This window comes from Muricoccus vinaceus (genome assembly GCF_042433125.1).
GTDB lineage: Bacteria > Pseudomonadota > Alphaproteobacteria > Acetobacterales > Acetobacteraceae > Roseomonas > Roseomonas vinacea.
In genome coordinates this window covers 1-13,882 of the sequence record NZ_JBHLVZ010000118.1, presented here as the reverse complement: position 1 = coordinate 13,882, position 13,882 = coordinate 1, and the positions used below count along the sequence as shown (strand labels likewise).

Genomic DNA, 13,882 nt, shown 5'->3' with positions numbered 1-13,882 from the left:
GTCGCCGACGGGCCCGTCGATACCATCATCGAGAACATGCTCGCCCAAGCCTGAATACACTCAACGGGGTGGGCGGAGCGGCACCGCGGGGGTGCCGCCCACCCGCGCGCCGGGCGGCACGTCACGCACCACGGCGGACCCCGCGCCCACCACCGCATCCGCGCCGATGACGATGCCCTGCCGCACGGCAGACCCGATCCCCACAAGCGCCCGCTCCCCCACCACCACGCCGCCGGCCAGGGCGCAGCCAGGAGCCACATGGGCCGCCTGACCCAGGCGGTTGTCGTGTTCCACCACCGCGCCCGTGTTGACGATGGCCAGCCGCCCGATCCGGGACTCCGGGCCCAGGCAGGCGCGCGCCATGACCACCGCCCCTTCCTCGACCACCGCGCTCGGCGAGCAATGGGCGGCGGGGTGAAGCACGGGGGGAAGGGCGAAGCCCAGAGCGGCCAGGCGATCCCCCACGCGCTGGCGCGCGAGGTTGTGCCCCACCGCCACCACCGCGGCGCAGGGGCCCCCGGCCCGTAGCCGCTCCAGCATCTCGTCGCCCCCCAGCACGGGCACGCCCAGCACGGCCGGGGCCGGCGGCCGGGGATCGATGATGCCGAGCGGCGGCGGGAAGCCCGCGGCCCGCAGCGCCTCGATCACCACCTTGGCGTGGCCGCCGCCGCCGATGATCACCACACGCGAAGGATCGGTCAGGAGAAGCCTCCGGAAACGCGCCGTCCGCGCCGCGCGGGGATCGCGAGGGTCGCATGCCCCATGCGGCCTGTCTGGGGCCGGCGCAGGCATCATGTAATGACTTGTGAAAAGATCACGACTGGTTCACAATTGCGTTATGTCCTGTTGCATCCCCATTCTCGGTTATTACGGGCACAACAATGCCGGTGACGAGGCCTTCAAGGCAGCCTTCTCAGGCGCGCTGGGCGACGTGCCGCACCAGTTCGTCACCAGCCTGCCCCAGGGCGGCTCCACCCCCGTGACCCTGTTCGGCGGGGGCGCCATCCTGAACGAGTACTTCACCAAGTATCTGTCCTCGGCCCGGAGCATCTACGCGGTCGGCTGCTCCTTTCCCTACGGCGACAAGGACATTCACATCCTGGACCCCCTGCGGGACCGGTTGCGCTGCCTTCTGCTGCGCAGCCGCCGCGATGTCGCGGTGGCGCGGGCCGCGGGCTACGACGCCACCTTCACCCCCGACCTGGTGTTCAGCGCGAAGCCCGTGACCGACCCAGGGGAAGGCATGACCATCGACCAGCTCGTGTCGCTGGCGGTGCTGCCGCCCCAGGGCTTCAGCCCGGACCGGCGCAAGCTGTTCGTGTTCCTCTCGGGCGACTACTGGCTCGACTATCTCACCGGCAACCGCAAGCGCTTCGAGGAAATCGAGCTGCTGAAGGAACGGCTGGCCAAGGCGCTGGACGCCATGTCCGCGAGGTACGACATCGTCATGCCGTCCATGAGCGTCTGGTACAGCGCGCGGGACTACATCTTCGCGGGCGACGTGCTGAAGCGCATGCGCCGCCGCGAAAGGGTCTGCCTGATCGAGCGCTACGTGGACGCGCCCGACCTGATCAGCGTGCTCGCCCGCACCGACGGCATCGTGCTCAGCATGAAGTACCACGGGCTGGTGTTCGGGCTGCTCAGCGGCCGTTTCGCGGTCAATGTCGGAACCACGCGCAAGACCCTGGACCTGATGGAGGATTTCGGCACGCCCGGCCTGACCTTCGATTCGCGGAAACAGACCTCGGACATGCTGATCGAGACCCTTTCACGCGCGGAGGAGCCGGCGCTGATGCAGCACATCGCCATGCGCTCGGGGGAGTGGAAGGCCGAAGCCATCGCCCGCCTGCGGGACGTGGCCGACATGGTGCGCGAGGAGTGCCGACCGATCGCGGCCTGACGCCGGCGGTCGCCGCTCGCGGCCCCTCCACGGGATGGCTCGGGCGCGAAGCGCGGCTCCACACAGTCGGGCGGCGTGCCCCGGTGAAACGGGCGGGGCGCGCGGCGCCTCCTCGGGTCTGGTGCAAAGGAAGAGGCGATGAGGGGTTTGCGGATCGGCCTGTTCTCCGATGATGAGCGGCGGGACCACAGTTACAGCCTGCGCGGCTTTCGTGACGCCTTCGAGCGCTCGGACCACGTGATCGGCTGCTACGACGTCACGCCCGCGGACACTGTGAGCCATGAGCGCCTACGCGAGGCGCTGGAAACGCCTTTCTCCTCCTTCGGCGGCATCGCGCTCGACACCGAGTTCGGGGGACTGCCGGAATTCGCCCAGGCTCTCTTCGCGCTCGACTGCGCCTCCGCGCTGAACCGGCGGGACTGGACGGAAACCGAGATGGACAAGGCGGCGTCGCTTCCGCGGGTGGTGGCGCTGGATGTCCGCCCCTGGTCCTTCTACCGCTCCGTCTTCGACCGGGAGGTGCCCCTGCTGTCCGCCCCCCTGCCCTCCTACCGCGGCTTCGCGCCCTCGCGCCGGCCCGCGGTCGTCATCATCAACAACGACCTCGCCCTGGCCGGGCAGAGCCTCGACGAGGTGCGGCGCGCCATCCGGAGCGTGGGCGGTGGGATCGAGATCCACGAGATCACCAACGGCTACGCGGCCCCCGCGCCCCAGGCGGCCTGGCTGGACCCGCGCCTGCCCTTCGCCGGGGCCCACATCCACATCGGGCAGCCACCCGACACGGTCTCCGCCGGGCGGCTGATCGACAGCATGAACATGCGCGCGCCCTGCATCGTCTTCGACGACACGCGCGCGCCGCGCGACGCCGGCGTTTCCGTGCCGTGGCGGACGCCCGCCGGCGTGAACGACGTCAACATGGTCCGCACATCCTCCATCTCCGCGCTTGGCACGGCCATCCGCCTGGTGCTGGAGGACCGTGCCTGGTCCGGCAGCCTGGTGCGGAACGCGCTGCGCGAGGTGGAAACCTTCCAGGCCCAGTTCCAGGCTTCCTTTCTTCGCCGCTTCACGGAAGACCACGCCTCCTGGAGCTTGGTCTGATCCGACCGAACGCCGCGCCACGGCCACCCCAAGCCATCCGAAAGCATCATGGGCAAGAAGATCGCCTGGCTCACCCCGCTCGGCCCCAACTCCGACATCGGGGCGCACTCGCTCTGCATCGTCGAGGCCATGCACCGGCGCGCCGCCGACTTCGGCTGCGAGGTTTACCTTTTCGTGCAGCCCAACGGCGCGACCTACTGCTCCGAAGCGCCCCAGTTCACCCTTGACGACAGCTTCAACAGCGACCTCCTCTCGCTGTTCGACGTGTCCGTCCTGAACATCGGCAACAACCAGGAAAACCACCTGGCGATCAACACCATCGCGCTCCAGCGCGGCGGAATCGTCGCGGTGCATGACGTGGTGATGCAGCACTACCTGGCCTGGACCATCTTCGAATCCGCGCGCCGGCCCGACCGCTACGTGGACATCATGGCGCGCTACTACGGCAACCGCGCGATGGAGTTGCTGGAGGTGTCGCGCATCACCATGCGCGACCAGCTCACGCGCTACGCGCCCTGGGACACGCCGCATGCCTTCACCTTCCCGCTGATCGAGCCCTTCCTGGAGAAGGCGCAGGCCATCATCGTCCATTCCCAGTTCGCCTCCGACATCGTCTCGGCCATCACCGACCGTCCGCAGCTCCGCCTCTTCCTGCCCTCCGACAAGAAGGCGGCCCCGCTGCGCAAGCCGGTCTCCTCCGAGGAGCGGGTGTCCTTCTCGTCCCTGGGGCATATCGGCGCCGCCAAGCACCTGCACTTCTGCATCGAAGCCTTCCGCAACTCGCCCCTCCTGCGCCAGAAGGCGACGCTCTCCATCGTGGGCGGCGCCAACGATCGCGACTACATCGAGTATCTCCAGATGCTCGTGCGCGACGACAACCTGTCGGAATGGGTGTTCTTCGAGTTCAATGTCACGGAGGAACGCCTCTTCGAGGTGAAGGCCGCGACCGACGTGTTCGTCAACATCCGCTTTCCCAACACCGAGAGCGCCTCCGGCTCGCTCGCCGAGCAGATGGCCTGCGGCGCCCCCGTTATCGTTTTCGACAGCGGCTGCTACCGCGAGTTGCCGGACGACGCCGTGCTGAAGATCCGCGACCTTTCCTCCTCCGACGCGCTGCGCCGCGCCATGGAGGCGCTGGTGGAGGACCCGGCGATGCGCGAGCGGATCGGAAGCGCGGCGCTCCGCCATGGGCGGGAGCGCACGGCTGACGCCTATGCCCGCAAGGTCCTTGAGTTCGCCACCAGCCCCGCCTTTGACCGGGCGACCCGCCCGGCCGAAGGCCTCACCCGCTATCCGGGCATGGGGTGGACCCGTCAGGCGATGAGCAAGATGGGCCCGCCGCGGCACGTGGCGCCCTGGTTCGCCCGTCCGGCTGGCGGCCTGCACTTCGCCGCCCTGTCCGGCCTGGATCCGGTGAACCTGATCCGCTACCTCGCCCTCGCGGTGTTCCAGAACTCCCTGCCCCGGCACGGCATCGGGCGGGCCAGCCTGATGCTGGCGGGACAGGCGCGCCACCGCATCAGCCTCTGCTTCGGGCGCGTCGCCTTCTTCTGCCGGGTGGCGCAGGGCCCGGGTGCCCTGCGGCCGATGGACCTTGAGGTGGGGATCGACGCCCTGGCGCTCGCCGTGATCGAGGCGGTCCAGCGGCCGGTGTTCATCGACCTCTGCTACCGCTGCTTTCTCGGCCGCCTTCCCTTCGAGGGCGAGGTTGAGCGCTACGTGCAGAACAGCACCCACGCCCGCCCTGGCGATATCGTCAGGGAGTTCGTGCTGAGCGACGAGGCCCAGCAGCGCGGCCTGTCGCGGGACGTGCTGGCGGAGTTCCTCTGGCTGGCCGAGGAAATCAACGCCGTCCAGCCCAGCCGGGTGGGCCAGGGCCTTCTGCTCCGGACCGAAGACGAGACGACGATCGGCGACCTGCATGCCAAGGGCGTGTTCATCGAGGGATGGCACGACCTGGAGGTGGAGGGCATCTGGTCCGCCGCCCGCAGGGCGGCGGTGGGATTCTCGGTCGAGGCCGGGCCGCGGCGCTTTGTCCGCATCGGCGCGCGGCTGGCCGGGGTGGAATGGACGGGGCCGCAGGTGGCGGCCTTCAACATCAATGGCGAGGACGTGCTGCGCCACCCCGTGAGCAGCGGGGAGCGTTTCGCCGTCGCCCTCCCCCTCACGGATTGCGAGGGTGGCGACATGCTCCTGACCATCACGCTGGAGAGGACGGTCAAGCCCGCCGACTTCATTCCGGACGGGGACCGGCGGGACCTTGGAATCTTCCTTTACGAGCTTGTCCTCGTAAAGGATTAGCTGCAGCGGCCCCGACGATTCAGGCGGCGCGCAGGAGGGTTGGGGCTGTGGGAACGATCCGGTTCGTGGGCTGGTACAACCGCGGCAACTGCGGCGACGAAGCATTCCGCAATGTCCACCGCCAGCTGTTCCCCGACCATGACCTGCAATGGATCACCGATGTGGATGCGGCCGATCCCGGGGCGGCGCCCGGGGATGTCCACGTGCTCGGCGGCGGGGATGTCTTCCTGCCCTACTATCTCCGCTCCATCCCCGAGGAGAGCAAGTTCTTCGTCTACGGCGTCGGGCTCGGCTCACCGGAGCAGCGGCAGGCCGTCGTCGCGCAGCGCCACCGCCTGCTCGGCGTCTGGCTGCGGAACCAGGAAGACGTGGACGCGCTGCGGGAACAGGGAGTCGACGCGCGGTTCACGCCCGACATCGTCTTCAACCTCGGCGAACAGGTCGAGCGGCTGGCACCCCAACAGGCGGCATGGCTGGGCAAGTCCCGCAAGTCGATGGCCCTCATCCTCTCCAACACGGCCACGCAGGATGCTTACCGCACCGGCAACATGGCGGAATTCTTCTACGCCCAGTACATGCGCCTCACCCTTTCCAAGATCATGGACGAACTGGCGAAGTACTACGACCTCTACGGTATTCCCTTCTCTGCGGACCGCAACGACTTCGACCTGGGTTACCTCTACGACGTCGTAACGGGCATGCGCCAGCAGGGCGCCGTCCGCATTCTGGACCAGCCGATGGATCCGCCGGTGGTTGGCGCGGTGCTGGCCAACATGGACCTCGTGGTCAGCATGAAGTTCCACGGGCTGGTCTTCGCCGCGGCCGCCGGCGTGCCCTTTGTCAACATCGGCCTGACCCGCAAGACGCAGCTGATCTGTTCCCAGCTCGGCCTTTCCTCGCTGGCGGTGGAACCCTATGCGCTGACGCATGCCACGATGATGGCGGCGGTGAAGCGGGCCGAGGATGCGGAGAGCCGCACGGCGCTCATCGCCGCGCGCGACCGCATGTGCGACCTGGCCCAGGCGGAGGCGGCAAAGTTCGTCGCGCAAGTGAAGTCCGCGCTGGCCGATCCGGCGGTGATGCGCGCGTAGCAACCGGCGCTGCTTTCGTTGCGGCGGGCGATCTCCGCACTTGCCAAGCCCCAATCCGACCTGCGAAACATAGTTCACATCAAAGTGAGGATAGAACCTTGGACAGCGCAGCCCACATCGCCGTCCCGGCACCATCCAAGCCCCTTCGAACCGCGCATGAGCGTGGCCTGCGCGCCCTGTTCGGCGGTTACCGCGCCGCCGTCTCGGACCGCTTGGACGGGCAGGTGAAGTCGTCCTGGCTGGCCGGGAACCCGATCATTCCGGTGATGCCGCCAGAAGCGGTCAGGCGCATGCTGCATCAGGGCCTAAACGCCTCCGGACGGCGAATGGCGATCATGGCCGATCCGGCGCAGCCAGCCGAAACCGTGGACGTCGTGGCGCTGGCAGAAGCGGCGGGACTGAAGACCCTGCTCCTGGCTCCTGCCGGACTGCCACGGCCGGAGGCGCCGGGCGAGGTGGTGGAGATCCCTGATCCCGCCTTTGTCGCGGCCCGCCTCCAGTTCCAGCCGGAACCCGATCCTTTCGAACCGGACCCGCAGCCGAAGCGCCGGCGCCTTCTTGTCTCCTTCCACGACCCGCACGACGCCGCGCGCTGGGAGGCGCGGGCGAAGGACGTGACCTATCTGGAATTCCTTCGCTGGGAGATGGCGGAGTGGTTCGACCGGGAACACCCCAAGTTCATGGTGCGCGGCTTTCCCCTTCGCAGCGGCGTGCGCAGCGACGACAACCGCGCGACGCTCGACACCGTTATGCTGATGCGCCACTTCAATCACGTGCGCATGCTGGATGCGCCACCGCACCTCGACGCGGTCGTCGCCGCCATGGCGCACCACAACCCCCTGCTGGTGACCACCCAGCCGGCGCTCGCCCTTTTTGGAATTTCACGCCAGCTTCCCACAATCTTCGTTCCCCTGACGGAGGCCGACCACGCGCGCTTCCATGGCCTGGGATTCGGCGGGCTGACCACCGAGCCCTACCGCTTCCGCGCCGACCTCGCGAGCGCGATGATCGTGGCCATTCACAGCGACCAGCAGACGCGGCAGGACATCGCAACGGCCCGCAAGGCGCTTGCCGCGACGGCGGACGCTGCCCAGCGCGCCATCGCCGCCTGGCTCGCCTGAAGGGAAAGAGATCAATGAGCAAGATCATCTGCCTGGGCTATTTCAACCGGGGCAACTGCGGCGACGAGGCCTTCATCGAGGCGCACAAGTGGTTCTTCGGCGAGGAGAACATTGAGCTGAAGGACGGCCGCATGACGGCCGAGGACGTGGCCGGGTGCAAGGTCATCCTGGGCGGCGGCGACGTCGTCGCGCCCTTCTTCCTGGACTGGATCCCGCGCGGCACCCCTTTCTGGATGGTTGGCGTCGGCCTGAAATACGAGGACGCAAGCGCGAAGTGGCTGCTCGACCGTGGTGAGGACTACCAGTACTCCTGGTTCCGCAACCACATCGACGTGGACATCTGCGGCAAGTACGGGATCAAGAGCGACTATATCCCGGACATCGTCTTCGCGCTGAAGAACCATCAGGCTGTGCGAGCGCCCGTGCTTCCGCCGGACGTGCCGCCGCCCGCGCCCGGCAGGGAGCGCATCATCATCTGCCTGGCCGACCACTTCAACACGCGCCACGGCTTCGAGGACAAGCGGCTGCTCGCCTATCTCGAGTGGTTCAAGTGGGAGTTGGCCCGCGCGCTGGACATGCTGGCCGACGACCACGAGATCATGTTCCTGCCGCTCTCGGTCTATCGCAACCACATGGACCACCGCATCCACTCGGACGTGATGGCGCGCATGCGCAAGGGCGACCGCTGCCTGTGGCGGGAGGCGACGACGCACCCGCTCGACGCCCTCTCGATCTTTTCCGCGGCGCACCACGTCTTCTCGATGAAACTGCACGGCAACATCTTCGGCCTGGTGACCGAGCGCGCTTGCGTGAACATCGGGGTGGGCCGCAAGCAGCGCCTGCTTTACGAGGAGGCGGGGCTCGACGACGTGTCGCTTCCCCCTTACGGCTTCACGGCGGAGGGCCTGATGAAAGCCTTCGCCACCGCGAAGACGCCCGAGGCGCGTGAGAAGGTGGCCGCCTACTCGCAGGGCCAGCACGACAAGCTGCTGGCATTCCGCGACAAGGCGCGCGAGCTGTTCCTCGCGCCCGCCAGGCCGTCGCGGAGCCGGCGCCGCGTGAGCCTGCTGACCTGAACGGCCTCGCCTTGAGCCATCCCGGTCGCCCGGCCGGGCATCTCCAGCCCGGGCAGGATAACGGCGCGATCTTGAGGCGCGACCGAAGTCGCCGGTGGGGACGGCCAAGCGATGGAATTGCTGCCGGGCGACATGGCGGTGGAGGGAAGCGACGGGCGGCTCGTTCGTATCCGGAAGGGATGGCCGCACAAGGATAACGCGAACGGCCGCGTCGTTCCGCTGGCCCCGGCGGAAGCCTCCGCGGGCAACCGATCGCGCGTCTCCTTCAGGGCCATGCAGGGCCACGGCAGGGCTCTTCCCCAACGAGCCCGCCGCCGCTCTCAATCTTTCTCGGCCGCGTCCATCCCCAGCCCGCGCAACACCTCCGCCGTGTGCTGGCCTGGGGCCGGCAGGTCCGAGCGCACCCCGAGCCGCGCGTCCCCGAACTGCACGGGCAGGGCGGGCACGGTGGTGGCGCGGCCGTCCGGCAGCGTGATGGGCAGCATGCCGCCCCCTGCGTTCAGGTGCGGGTCCTCGAAAAGATCCCCGGGCTGGTTCACGCGCGCGAAGGGCAGCCCGGCCGCCTCGCAGAGCGCCTCCAGCTCCGCCGCCGGGCGCCGTCCCACCAGGGATTGCACCAGCGGGATCAGTGTCTCCCGCCCCTGGGCGCGCAGCGTGTTGCTGGCCCAGGCCGGGTCGCGCAGCGCGGGCTCGTCCAGGGCATCGGTGAAGATGTCCCACTGCCGTTCGGTCACCACCCCGATGAACAGGGGGATGCCGTCGGCGGTGGTGAACACGTCGTAGACGCCCCAGGCGCGCCGCCCCGCCGCCATGGAAGGCGGCGCCACCCCGGTGATGGCCTGCTGCAGCATGTGGGTGGAAACCAGGAAGGCGGCGTTCTCGAACAGGCCGGACTGCACCAGCTGCCCCTTGCCCGTGATGTCCCGCTGGCGCAGCGCCGCCAGGATCGCGATGGCGCCGAACATGCCGCCCATCATGTCGTTCACCGGCGCCCCCGCCCGCAGCGGCCGGCCGGGCGGGCCGGTCATGGCGGCCAGTCCGCTCATCATCTGCACGACCTCGTCGAGCGCGGTGCGCGTCTCGTAGGGGCCGGCCAGGAAGCCCTTGAGCGAGCAGTAGACCAGGCGCGGGTTGCCGCGTGACAGCGCCTCGTATCCCAGTCCCCGCGCCGCCAGCGCGCCCGGGCGGAAGTTCTCGATCACCACGTCGGCCGTGCCGATCAGCTTCTGCAGGACCGCCACGTCCGCGGCGTCCTCGGTGTCCAGCTGCACGGACTTCTTGTTGCGCGAAAAGGCAGCGAAGAACCCGGTGCCGGAGGAGGTGAGATAGCGCGTGCGGTCGCCCTTGCCGCGCGGCTCCACCTTGATCACCTCGGCACCGAGATCGGCCAGCACGAGGCCGCAGGTCGGCCCCATCACCATGTGCGAGAACTCGATCACCCGCACGCCGGCCAGCGGCAGCCCGCCCCCGGCGCTCATGCGGGCACGCCCTGGCGATGGGCCCGGCCGCTCCCTTCGACGGCCGCGCGCCCTCCGGCGTAGCGGAAGCCCTTCTCGGTGCCGACATCGGGCAGGTGGCCATAGACGGGCTCGCCCGGCAGCGCCTCCTCCAGGATCGCGCGCGCGGCCGCCAGACGATCCAGGTCCACGCCGGTGTCCAGGCCCATGGCCTCCAGCATCCAGACCAGGTCCTCCGTCACGATGTTGCCCGTCGCCCCCGGGGAATAGGGGCAGCCGCCGATACCGCCCTGGGAGGCATCAAAGGTCGTCACCCCCGCATCCAGCGCCGCCACCACGTTGGCCAGGCCCTGCCCGCGGGTGTTGTGCAGGTGCGCGCCGCCCGCCTTGTCGCCCAGCTCCGCCCGCAGCCGGGTGAAAAGCCGCTTCACCTGCGCCGGGTTGGCGGTGCCCACGCCGTCGCTCAGCCCCACGCTGTCGGCGCCGGCCTGCGCCAGGCGCACGGCCACGTCGATCACGTGGTCCTCGGCGACCGGGCCCTCGATGGTGCAACCGAAGGCGGTGGAGATGCCGATCTCGATCTCCGGCCGCGCGCCCGCCGGCAGCGTGTCCCGCCAGGCGACCACCTCGCCCACCTGCCCGATCGCGCGGTCCGTGGAAACGCCGATATTGGCCAGGCTGTGCGCGTTGGAGGCCGAGACGGGCATGGTCACCTTGCGCACCCCCGCCTCGGCCGCGGCCTGCGCCCCGCGCAGGTTCGGGGCCAGCGCCATGACCGTCAGGCCCGGGATCGCCAGCGCCGCGCGCACCACCTCGGTGGCATCGGCCATCTGCGGCAGCTTTCTCGGGTTCACGAAGGAGCCGACCTCGATCTCCCGCAGCCCGGCGGCGGCCAGCGCCCCGATCCACCGGATCTTCGCCTCGGTCGGCATGGCGCGGCGGATGGATTGCAGGCCGTCTCGCGGGCCGACCTCGCTCACCAGGATGAACATGGCTGATTTCCTTGCAGCGGAGGGCGCGTCCCAGAGGATGAATATTTCTGTTGGACAGAAATTATTTCTACTCTAGAAAAATAAGGATTCCATTCGGCCCGCGTCAACGGGAAACAGCCATGAACGCCGAAGCGACGCGCGCATCATCCCCACGCCGGGGCCGGCCGCCTTCCTTGGTCCGTTCCGGAACGCAGGCCATGCCCGGCGAAGCGCGGGTGGAGGCCGTGGAGCGCGCCCTCTCCCTCCTGGAAGCCTTTGATGGCCCTCCGCGCCTGACGCTGAGCGAACTGGCGGCCCGCTCCGGCCTTTACCCCAGCACGGTCCTTCGCCTCGCCGCCTCTCTCGCCCGCTTCGGCTACCTGCACCGGGACGCCGATGGCGCCTTCCGCCTGGGCCCGGCGCCCCTTCGCCTGGGCCTGCGCTACCAGGGCGCCTTCAACCTGGCCGAGCAGGTCCGCCCGGCCCTGGCGGCGCTGTCCGCCCGCAGCGGCGAAACCGCCGGCTTCTACGTGCGCGAGGGCGAGCACCGCATCTGCCTGTTCCGGCACCACCCGGACCGGGCCATTCGCCACCATGTGGAGGAAGGGGCGCGCCTGCCGCTGGACCGCGGCGCGGGCGGGCGGGTGCTGGCCGCCTTCACCGGCGGCAACGCCGCTGCCGACGAGGCGCTGCGGATACGCGGCTTCTGCATCTCCCTCGGGGAGCGCGATCCCGAAACCGCCGCCGTGGCCGCGCCGGTCTTCGGCTCGCATGGCGTTGCCGCCGGTGGCTTCGCCGGCGCGCTGGGGGTGGTCGGCGCCCGCCACCGCTTCGATCCACCGAACCGTGACCGGCTGGCCGCCCTGGTGGTGGAGGCCGCGCGCGAATTGTCCCGGATGCTCGGCGGGGCTCCGGCCAGGGGCGGTCCCAGTGGCAACGGGGAGAGGCTCTGAGGTTTCATCCATCGGATGGATGAAAGCAATCCGGACCATGAAGTGGATCATGGCCGATGCCGGGCTCATATGGCTTGGCAGAGACGACGATATGGTTCGCCGCCATCCACACAGGATATGAGCGATGTCCGCTTTCAATGTTGCCCGCAGCCTCCGCGCCCTTGGCCTTGCCGCTGCGGTGATGGGTTCCTTCCTTGCCCAGGGCGCGAATGCCCGCACCCTCTACACGATCGATGGCCCGATGGTGGTGGCGGATGCGCCCGCCCCGGCCAGCCGCACCCCGCTTGCCGCCCCCAGCCAGTCTCCCGCCCAGGCTTTCCTGGAGCGCAGCGGCGCCACGGGCGGCGGTGGCCAGCACTCCTGATCGGGGCTCCTCGATCAAGCGGCCGGTTGAACCCGGCCATCCGCTTCGGAAGGGCCGCCAGCCATGCTGGCGGCCCTTTCCGCATGGAGACCTGCCGCCGGGCTCGCCCGGGCTTCCCGATTCCCGCGTGTCCGCAGCATGATGCGCGAAGGGCTTTCAAGGGCCTGGGGAAACACGGCAGGCCGCCGCGCCGCCCGAACAGGGCGGAGCCGGAACGTCCATCAGGGAAGGCGGAAACCATGCCCATCCGGCGCAGGCATCTCGGCGCAGCCCTGGCCACGGCCGCCGCGGCGCTCGGTTCCCGTCCCGGCCTGGCCCAGTCACGCTGGCCGGACCGGCCCATCCGCCTGATCGTTCCCTTTGCCCCTGGCGGCGGATCGGACATCGGCGGCCGGATCGCGGCCCAGGCCCTGGGCCTGCACCTCGCGCCGCCCGGGGAAGCCGCGCGCGTGTCCGTGGTGGTGGAGAACCGCCCGGGTGCCGGCGGCACCATCGGGACGGAGGCGGTGGTGCGCTCCCCACCCGACGGCCACAGCCTGGCCCTGCTGACCAACTCCTCCGCGGTCATGAACGTGTTCCTCTACAAGCACCTGTCCTTCGATATCCGTCGCGACCTCGTGGCGGTGGCGGAGGTGGGCAGGAGCCGCTGCATGGTGGCCGTGCGTCCGGGCCTGGCCGGCAACCTCGATGAGCTGCGCGCCGCCGCCCGCCGGTCCAGCCTGACCTACGGCTCGGGCGGAAACGGCACGGCGCCGCACCTGGCCGGCGTGCTGCTCGCCCAGGCACTGGGCGCCGAGATGACGCATGTCCCCTTCCGGGGTTCAGGCCCGGCGCTGACGGCCGTGGTCTCCGGGCAGGTGGACGTCATGGTGGAGTCGGTCACGGTGCTGCTGGGCATGGCCCAGGCCAACCAGATCCGGCCCATCCTCGTCGCCGACCGGGAGCGCGACCCTCTGCTTCCGGCCGTGCCGACCGCCGCCGAGCTGGGCTTGCCCGGCTACGAGATCGAGAACTGGTCCGGCCTCTTCGCACCGGCCCGCACGCCCTTTCCCATCGTCCAGGCCCTGTCGGACGCCCTGGCGAAGGGCTTCGCCGATCCCGAGATCGCCCAGCGCCTGCGCGATCTCGGGCAGCGCAAGGTCACCGCCACGCCCGCGGCGTTCGATGCCTTCTGGAAGGGGGAGCTGACCCGCTGGGGCCCGGTGGTCGCCGCTTCCGGCGCCACGCTGGACTAAGGGCCGCCCCGCCTCTGGCTGCCCTGGGTCCGCCCTCGCGCCGGAGCAGCCGAAGGTAGCCGCCGCGCGGCCCGGCGGTGTATAGGCCCGCCCCATGTCGCCCGGCCCCGCCCTTCCACACGACCGCCCCCCGGCGCCGCCCCGCGACCGCCCGGGCTTTCGGGTTTAGATTGATGGCGCGGATTGAGGCGCGTGGGTTGCGGGTGGAGTTCCCGCTGTATCATCTGGGTGCGCGCAGCCTGAAGAAGCGGTTGCTGGCGCGTGCGGCGGCGCGGGTGCGGACCGACGAGAGCAACCGGGTGGTGGTGAGCGCGC

Annotated in this window: 12 protein-coding genes; 9 read left to right on the top strand and 3 right to left on the bottom strand. The window is 69.7% G+C overall.

All coding sequences use genetic code 11. From position 1 onward, the window contains the following. Positions 1-60 precede the first annotated feature (60 nt). Positions 61-684 (bottom strand): acetyltransferase, encoded by a 624-nt coding sequence (locus ACFFIC_RS29655; RefSeq protein ID WP_377057223.1) that lies wholly within the window; start codon positions 682-684, stop codon positions 61-63. 154 nt (positions 685-838) lie between these two features. Here ACFFIC_RS29655 and ACFFIC_RS29650 point away from each other — a divergent pair, with 154 nt between their 5' ends. The 6 genes from ACFFIC_RS29650 (at position 839) to ACFFIC_RS29625 (ending at position 8,587) form a co-directional block, all read left to right on the top strand. After that, the gene (locus tag ACFFIC_RS29650) at positions 839-1,900 is read left to right on the top strand and encodes a polysaccharide pyruvyl transferase family protein (RefSeq protein WP_377057222.1); all 1,062 of its coding nucleotides are present in this window, start codon (positions 839-841) and stop codon (positions 1,898-1,900) included. Between the two features lie 138 nt (positions 1,901-2,038). Next, positions 2,039-2,998, top strand: coding sequence for a hypothetical protein (locus ACFFIC_RS29645; RefSeq protein WP_377057221.1), 960 nt, complete (start codon positions 2,039-2,041; stop codon positions 2,996-2,998). A 48-nt stretch (positions 2,999-3,046) separates the two neighbouring features. Next, positions 3,047-5,299, top strand: coding sequence for a glycosyltransferase family 4 protein (locus ACFFIC_RS29640; RefSeq protein ID WP_377057220.1), 2,253 nt, complete (start codon positions 3,047-3,049; stop codon positions 5,297-5,299). Between the two features lie 47 nt (positions 5,300-5,346). Continuing rightward, a complete protein-coding gene (locus ACFFIC_RS29635; protein WP_377057219.1) occupies positions 5,347-6,390 on the top strand; it encodes a polysaccharide pyruvyl transferase family protein in 1,044 nt (347 codons plus the stop codon). 98 nt (positions 6,391-6,488) lie between these two features. Next, complete coding sequence (locus tag ACFFIC_RS29630; RefSeq protein WP_377057218.1) at positions 6,489-7,511, top strand: hypothetical protein; 1,023 nt, start codon at positions 6,489-6,491, stop codon at positions 7,509-7,511. Positions 7,512-7,525: 14 nt separating this feature from the next. Continuing rightward, positions 7,526-8,587: a polysaccharide pyruvyl transferase family protein gene (locus tag ACFFIC_RS29625; protein ID WP_377057217.1), complete on the top strand. Its 1,062-nt coding sequence runs from the start codon at positions 7,526-7,528 to the stop codon at positions 8,585-8,587. Between the two features lie 320 nt (positions 8,588-8,907). Here ACFFIC_RS29625 and ACFFIC_RS29620 read toward each other — a convergent pair whose 3' ends face one another. Then, positions 8,908-10,065 carry a CaiB/BaiF CoA transferase family protein gene (locus tag ACFFIC_RS29620; RefSeq protein WP_377057216.1) on the bottom strand — a complete coding sequence of 386 codons (1,158 nt, stop codon included), beginning with the start codon at positions 10,063-10,065 and terminating at the stop codon, positions 8,908-8,910. Next, entirely contained in the window at positions 10,062-11,036 is a 975-nt protein-coding gene (locus tag ACFFIC_RS29615) for a hydroxymethylglutaryl-CoA lyase (protein ID WP_377057215.1), read from the bottom strand. The genes ACFFIC_RS29620 and ACFFIC_RS29615 overlap by 4 nt, the downstream gene beginning before the upstream one ends. A gap of 197 nt (positions 11,037-11,233) precedes the next feature. Between ACFFIC_RS29615 and ACFFIC_RS29610 the strand changes: the two genes are divergently transcribed. From ACFFIC_RS29610 to ACFFIC_RS29600, 3 genes are all read left to right on the top strand, one after another. Continuing rightward, on the top strand, positions 11,234-11,968 hold the full coding sequence (locus tag ACFFIC_RS29610; protein ID WP_377057214.1) for an IclR family transcriptional regulator: 735 nt from the start codon (positions 11,234-11,236) through the stop codon (positions 11,966-11,968). 124 nt (positions 11,969-12,092) lie between these two features. Then, entirely contained in the window at positions 12,093-12,332 is a 240-nt protein-coding gene (locus ACFFIC_RS29605; RefSeq protein ID WP_377057213.1) for a hypothetical protein, read from the top strand. Between the two features lie 239 nt (positions 12,333-12,571). Further along, positions 12,572-13,567: a Bug family tripartite tricarboxylate transporter substrate binding protein gene (locus ACFFIC_RS29600; protein ID WP_377057212.1), complete on the top strand. Its 996-nt coding sequence runs from the start codon at positions 12,572-12,574 to the stop codon at positions 13,565-13,567. Positions 13,568-13,882: the final 315 nt, after the last annotated feature.